Here is a 7,093-nt window from a genome sequence, read left to right on the forward strand (position 1 = left end):
CGACCATGATGCGAACATATGTTCAATCAGCACCAGTCACTTGCGCTCACCAAACGAGCGAAAGCCGTGCCTGCATCCCACCCGCATCCGTCGACAGCTAGGATCGCCGTTGACAACTGGTGGAAGCTGCCGCACCGTCGCGAGCAGCCACCAGTAGGGCAGGCGGACCAGAGAGAAGCGGGGTGGATTGTGACAGAACAGTCACTCAGTTCAGGTCTGGCCTATCTCGATTACAACGCCACGGCACCCATGCGACCCGAAGCACGAGAGGCCACTCTCGCCGCGATGCAGACAGTGGGTAACGCGTCAAGTACGCACCGTTCCGGCCGCGACGCCGCACAGCGGGTCGACGAGGCCCGCCGCCAAGTCGCTGATCTGTTGAACTGCTCTCCTGGCGAGATCGTCTTCACCTCTGGAGCCACTGAAGCCAACAATCTTGCGCTGCGAGCTGCGTACAGCGCCGGCGGGACTGTGATTTCGAGCACGGTCGAGCACCCCGCAGTGCTGGAGACCGCCAAGAACCTTACGGCGAACGCGCCCAATGCACTCAGGCTGTTGGCGGTGAATGCGGACGGCCTGGTGGATCTAGACGGCCTCCATGCCGCCCTGTCGGCGGGTGACGTAGCGATCGTTTCACTGATGGCCGCGAACAACGAGACGGGCGTCTTGACCGACCTCGCGCCCCTCGCGGAAGCGGCACATGCGGCGGGGGCTCTTTTCCACACCGACGCCACACAGTTGGTGGGACGACTGCCGATCGACCTCGCCGAGGTCGATGTGGACTTGCTGTCTCTGTCAGCTCACAAGTTCGGCGGCCCGCAAGGAGTGGGCGCTCTCTTTGTCCGCCGCGGCACCTCTCTTCCTTACCACCCGCTGTTCTTCGGCGGAGGGCAGGAACGCGGTTGGCGGGCCGGGACGCTCAACGTCGCCGGCATCGCGGGTGCGGGAGCAGCGGCAGCAGCGGCCCACCGCGGTGTTTCCGAAGAGAGCGCCCGGGTCACGCGCCTCCGTGACTTGCTGGAGAGTGCCCTCGTTGAGCAACTCGGCGATTGCCGGATCAATGGTGCGCTCGAATGCCGACTCCCCGGCGTTACCAGCGTCACATTCCACGGGGCCCCTGCCGATGCGGTCCTCACCGCGATGCCAGATGTGGCTGCCTCCGAGGGGAGTGCGTGCTCCTCTGGGGCACCGAGCCCGAGCCATGTGCTCCTGGCGATGGGGCGTAGCCGGGAAGAGGCAGACTCCACAGTCCGGTTCTCCCTTGGGTACGCCACCACGGAGCGTGATGTCGAGCGGGCTGTTCCCTCCATCGTCCGGGCCGTTCGGAAGGTGCGAAGACTCCTGTCGGTCCCGATCTGATTTCACGCAACAGCCTTGAAACTCAATAAAACCTGAACGGACACGGAGAAACCCCGCATGTCAGATACTCGGCTCGCGGAAGCCGCTCACTCCTCCTTCGCGCGCCATGAGACGTTCGCGCCGCGCTTTGGGTGGCTCCACAAGGCGTACATGCAGGTGAAGGACAACCCGGAGACGTTCCTCGCGGATGACGCTCCGGTGCAGCTCGGCGTCGGCAAGAACATGGTCTATTCGATGCGCTACTGGTCCCGGGCGTTCAAGCTCACCCGTGAGTACTACGGCGACGACACCAATTCGCGTGCCATGTTGTCGTACCCGACGTGGGAGGCACGGTGGCTGCTCGACGAGGACGGAGCCGACCCTTATCTGGAAGAGCCCGGCAGTCTGTGGTTGCTGCACTGGTGGCTTCTCTGCTCCCGACCGGGTGCCAAGAGCTGGGCTCCGGCCTGGTATGTCGCTTTCCACATCGCGCCGTTCTCTCGGTTCACAGCGGAGGATCTGACACAGCTGATCGTGCGTCACGTCAATCTGTCCTTCCGCGAAGGGCCGGTGGAGGCCTCCATCTCCAAGGACGTCGACTGCATCACCAAGATGTACGCCCCCGCACCCCGAGGGAAAATCGGTGCGCCAGGCGCGCTTGAGGACCTGCTCGCCTGTCCCTTCCGTGAACTCGGGTTGCTGGAGCAAGTTGGGCAGCGGGGCAAGATGGAATGGCAGTTCACCACCGGCGTTCGCACGTCCTTGCCGGCCCGGATCGTGGCGTACGCCTGCCTGGACTACGCGGCCCGGACGACCCGCGGCGCCGGCTCCATCTCGCTCGCCCGCCTCGCCAACGAACACGGGGGTCCCGGCCGGGCGTTCCGTATCCGCGAACCGGATATCTCCGCCGCCCTGGAGAGAGTCTCCGGTGACCATCCGGGCCTTCAGATCGTCGAGGCAATCGGACAGCGCAGCCTCGCGTTCTCCTCTGATCCGTTCGAGCTGGCCTGGGACGTCCTGGACGATCAGTACGACAAGGTCCGCTCACGGCCGAGGTTCCCCACCCGCGAAGAGTGGGCACGCGAGTACCCCAAGCTCGCGGACGCCGAAAAGCGCGAGCTGAAGAGCCAGGACGCCGTCGAGCCGCAGCTCGCCCTGACCGAGGAGAACGTGTGACCACCGTGACCCCCACACGGCGCAGCGCCGCCGGTAAGAACCCCGGTGGCCCGCAGTTCCCCACCGGCATCGCCTTGGTCGGCTCTCAGATGCGCTCGACCAATCTTGAGCGCGACGTCCAAACCGAGCTGCACTCTCTCTACATGGGCACGCGGGCCGTCGATGTACTCGAACGCGTCACGAGTTCCCTCGGCAATTTGCGCCGCCCCCGGTCCTGGTCGTTCACCGGGCCGTACGGCTCCGGCAAGTCCACCCTGACCAACCTCATCGATGCGCTCCTCGGCCATGACAAGGTCCGCCGTACCGAAGCGGAGTCCCTGCTCGGCGCCACCAGCCCCAGCCTCGCCAAGCGTCTGCCCGCTGGCCGGGAGCGGCTCGCCCCGGCTGGCTTTCTCGGTGCCGTCGCCACAGCCCGCCGCGAGCCGCTCGTCGCGACGCTGTCGCGGGCTCTTTACACCGCTGCTCAACGCCGCTGGAAGACCCGCCCGCCCAAGGCAGTCGCTGCGGCTCTTGCCGCCTGCACAGACCCCGCAACCACGTCGCCGCAGGACATCCTGACCGCCGTCGAGGCCTTGTGCGCGCTGCAGCCGCTGCTGCTGGTCATCGACGAGTTCGGCAAGACCCTTGAGCACCTTGCCGGACACAGCGAGTTCGCCAGCACCAAGGACGACCTGTTCCTGCTGCAGGAACTCGCTGAGAAAAGCGCCGGCGACCAGGGTCTGCCGCTGTTCATGATGACGCTGCAGCACATGTCGTTCATGGACTACGCCGCCCGCTCCAGCGAGCTGCAGACCCGCGAGTGGGCGAAGATCCAGGGCCGGTTCGAGGACATCACCTTCACCCCGCACATCGGCGACGCCGTCCAGCTGATGCGCCGCCGGCTCGACCAGTCCGCTGCTCCCGAGGCCAGTCAGAAGCTGATTCGGGCCCAGGCAGAGGCTGCCGAGGAGGCCTGGAAGGGGCACGGCCTCAACACCGTCGTTGACCTCAAGGCACGGGACTTTGCGGACCTGTACCCGCTGCACCCGCTGACCGCAGTCGCGGCCCCTCTCCTCGCAGCTCAGATCGGCCAGCACGACCGCAGCCTGACGAACTTCCTCAACAGCGACGAGCCCAACACGGTCCGCCGCTCGCTGGACCTGTTCTCCCTCGCCGAACCGCGGCGGGCCAGCACCATCCAGCTGCCGCAGCTGTACGACTTCTTCCTCGACTCCGGCCGTACTTCCCTCTTGGCCTCCACCAACGCAGGACGCTGGATCGAAATCGAAGCCAGGGTCACCGAGGCCAACGGACTGTCCACGGCCGATCAGAACCTGCTGCGCACCATCGGCATGCTGAATCTGATCGACTCGGACGGTGCTCTGCGAGCGACTTCCGCGATGATCTACTTTGCGCTGCACGAGCCGTCCGACGGGGCGGACGCAAAGGCTTTCGCCGCCCTTGAGGAGCAGTTGCAAAGCCTGGTCGACCGGGGCTTCCTGGTGCACCGTAAGTTCAACGGCGAGTACAGGGCATGGCTCGGCACGGACGTCGACATCGACGGCCGTCTGAAGGACATCACCAACCATCTCGACAGCACGTATGTCATCCAAAGGCTCGGCGAGTACCTTCCGCAGGCGCTCACCGCCGGCCGCCACAGCCAGGTCACCGGGATGATGCGCGCCCTGTTCACACGCGTCACCGGTCCCGAGACCAAAAACGTCAAGGGCCCTGACGAGCTCAATGACCACGCTGACGGGCTACTCGTCTTCCACCTCGGCACGACCGAGAACCGACCCGTGGTCAAGTCCTCGCTGCCGGTGGTCCTCGGTGTCACCAAGGAACCAGAACTTGTCGTAAGCGCTGCGACCTACCTCGTAGCCCTCCAGGAGCTACTGCTCGACAAGTCCTTGGACCCAGTGGCCCTGCGTGAGATCAGGGAACGCACGACAGGGGCCAAACGCGAGCTATTGGAACTCCTCGACGCAGCCTTCTATCCGCAGACCCAGCGTGCGACCTGGCGGCTGTGGCGCTCGGGGATCTCCGCCGACGACAACGAAGGTGAAGTGATCGAGGGCCGCAGCCTCAGCGGCCTGGCCTCGATCGCCTGCGACCGGGTCTTCTCAGCTACCCCGCACATCCGCAATGAAATGCTCGGCCGCCACGAACTCACCAGCCAGGGCGCGAAGGCCCGCCGCGAACTGCTCACCGCGATGCTGCTGAAGTCTGGCGAGCGATATCTCGGTATCGCCAAGCACCCAGCCGAGCGTGCCATGTACAGCGGGGCCCTGGAATACATGGGCTTGCACCGGGAGAACACGGGCACCCCCGCCGACGACTCCTCCACCTCCTTGTTCCCTTACGGCTTCTCCCGTCCTGGCGACTCCCACCCGCACACCCTCGCGGTCTGGGAGGCCCTGGAGGCGTACCTCACCGCAGCGAGCAAGCGCACCAATCTCGACGAGATCTTCCGCGCCCTGATGGTGCCGCCTTATGGCGTCAAGGCCGGCGCCGTGCCGCTGTTGGTGGTCACTGCACTGATCCTGCGCAGCCAGGATGTCGCGCTGTTCGAGGAGGGCACATACCTGCCCCGTCTTACGCCCGACATCGTCGAGCGCATGCTTAAGGCGCCAAAGCGCTTCTCCGTGAAGTCCACGCCGCTCGGAGACGGCCTGCGCCAGAGCGTCGTAAAGAACCTGTCACTTGCGCTGAAGGTGGACTCTCCACGCTCTCAGACTCTCCGCAATCCAGCATTGCTCGCGGTGACCCGAGCGCTGCTGGAGCGCGTGATGGTCCTGACCCCCTACGCCCGCCGCACCAAACGCATCAGCCAGGACGCCATCGCTGTCCGAACCGCCCTGCTCACAGCTCAGGACCCGGACGACTTGCTCTTCCACACGCTGCCGCAGGCCTTGGCGCTCGACCCGATCAGCCCCGAGGCTCGGATCAGCAGCAGCGGCAACAAGGGTTACGCAGAACGGCTCGCTGCCGCAGCGGAGGAACTCTCCGGGGCGGAGAGGGCACTGCGTGCTGAGGTCGTCGAGACCATCAGCCGCGAGTTCCGTGTCCCCTCCTCGCTGCCGAAGCTCCGCCGTGAGCTTGCCGCACGGCTCAAGGGCTTCGCCGGCATCTCCCTGAGCCTGGAATTGCGGGGCTTCGTCTCCATCGCGCTCAACGAGTACCTGTCGGACGATGACTGGCTCGATCCACTGATCGTCCGGCTGTCGAACTCAGCCCTCGGCGACTGGTCCGACAACGACGCGGCCGTCTTCTCCCGACGCGTCAAGGAGATGGCTGCCGCACTCGACCGGGTCAGCCACCTCTACGAGAACCGCGAACAGAACACCGACCAGACCGAGAACCTCCAGGCACGGCTTCTCACTCTGACGGACAACGACGGCGTCGAACAGCGGACGCTGATCTACGTCCCGGAGCAGTCCCGGCAGGAGGCCGAAAGCCTCGCTGTCAGTGTCCTGGAGCAAGCTAGGAACATGCTCGGTCCGGACGGCGCCCGCATTCTGCTCGCCGCCCTCGCCCAGCGCGTAACCGAGCCCGCTACCAACACCGCAGTCGAGAGGACGGAGTGACCATGACCGATGACACCACTCCCAAGAAGAGGGTCCGGCACGTCCTAGGCCTGTCCGGCGGCAAAGACTCCTCCGCATTGGCGATCTACATGCGTGACCGAGTGCCGGAGATGGAGTACTTCTTCTGCGACACCGGGGCCGAACTGCCGGAGACCTACGAGTACCTCAACAAGCTTGAGGCAGCGGTCGGCAAGCCCATCACAAGGCTGAACACGGACCGGGACTTCGACCACTGGCTGGAGGTCTACCAAGGCACGCTGCCGAGCCCCCAGATGCGCTGGTGCACCAAGAATCTGAAGATCAAGCCGCTGGAAGAATGGGTCGGCGAGGACGAGGTGATCTCCTACGTCGCCATCCGCGCGGACGAGAACAGGCTCGGCTACGTCAGTACCAAGCCCAACATCACCGCAGTCTTCCCGTTCCGCGAGGACGGCATCGACCGCGAAGGCGTCGGTCGCATCCTCGACGAGGCCGGCACCGGACTGCCGGGCTACTACGAGTGGCGCACCCGCTCCGGCTGCTACTTCTGCTTCTTCCAGCGCAAGCACGAGTGGGTCGGGCTGAAAGATCGTCACCCCGAGCTGTTCGACAAGGCCGTGGCGTACGAGGAGAAAATCCGGCACCAAGGGACCGCCATGCAGGGGCGCGACTACACCTGGTCACAGGGAGAGTCACTGCACCAGCTGATAGAGCGTCGGGAAGACATCGAGGCGAAGCATCAGGATGCGCTCGATCGTGCTGCGAAGCGCGTGAAGCCGAACCGGCCGCTGCTGGAGGTCCTGTCCGACGCCTTGGATTCGGATGACGACGAGGCCGGCTGCTCGGTCTGTCACCTCTGATTGACCCCAAGTTCCCTAGTAGGCCCCGATGGTGATGGTTGATCACTATCGGGGCCTACTTTCGTCTCATCGCACCGACTGATGCTCCTATTGTTCGTCAAGCGGTTTGGAGCCAGTTGCGGTAGGTGTGGGCGAGGTCGTCGTCTCGGCGGATTCCGCGTTCCAGGGTGGAGA

At 65.0% G+C, this 7,093-nt stretch carries 4 protein-coding genes; all 4 read left to right on the plus strand.

Features of this window, described 5'->3' with window-relative positions:
- Positions 1 to 18 precede the first annotated feature (18 nt).
- From ACFV6H_RS37430 to ACFV6H_RS37445, 4 genes are read left to right on the plus strand one after another with little or no spacing between them, the layout of a single operon-like run.
- Positions 19 to 1,359, plus strand: a complete 1,341-nt coding sequence (locus ACFV6H_RS37430) for a cysteine desulfurase family protein (RefSeq protein ID WP_385551304.1) — start codon at positions 19 to 21, stop codon at positions 1,357 to 1,359.
- A 57-nt stretch (positions 1,360 to 1,416) separates the two neighbouring features.
- Positions 1,417 to 2,514: a DUF4007 family protein gene (locus tag ACFV6H_RS37435; RefSeq protein ID WP_385551306.1), complete on the plus strand. Its 1,098-nt coding sequence runs from the start codon at positions 1,417 to 1,419 to the stop codon at positions 2,512 to 2,514.
- Positions 2,511 to 6,080, plus strand: a complete 3,570-nt coding sequence (locus tag ACFV6H_RS37440) for an ATP-binding protein (protein WP_385551308.1) — start codon at positions 2,511 to 2,513, stop codon at positions 6,078 to 6,080. The genes ACFV6H_RS37435 and ACFV6H_RS37440 overlap by 4 nt, the downstream gene beginning before the upstream one ends.
- A gap of 2 nt (positions 6,081 to 6,082) precedes the next feature.
- A complete protein-coding gene (locus ACFV6H_RS37445) occupies positions 6,083 to 6,919 on the plus strand; it encodes a phosphoadenosine phosphosulfate reductase family protein (protein WP_363173697.1) in 837 nt (278 codons plus the stop codon).
- Positions 6,920 to 7,093 lie beyond the last annotated feature (174 nt).

Origin of the sequence: Streptomyces sp. NPDC059743 (assembly GCF_042732975.1) — a bacterium.
GTDB lineage: Bacteria > Actinomycetota > Actinomycetes > Streptomycetales > Streptomycetaceae > Streptomyces.

What these genes read in the sequence shown, in the direction of transcription:
- ACFV6H_RS37430 (WP_385551304.1), top strand. Translation starts at nt 19, where the DNA reads ATGTTCAATCAGCACCAGTCACTTGCGCTCACCAAACGAGCGAAAGCC.
- ACFV6H_RS37435 (WP_385551306.1), top strand. Translation starts at nt 1,417, where the DNA reads ATGTCAGATACTCGGCTCGCGGAAGCCGCTCACTCCTCCTTCGCGCGC.
- ACFV6H_RS37445 (WP_363173697.1), top strand. Translation starts at nt 6,083, where the DNA reads ATGACCGATGACACCACTCCCAAGAAGAGGGTCCGGCACGTCCTAGGC.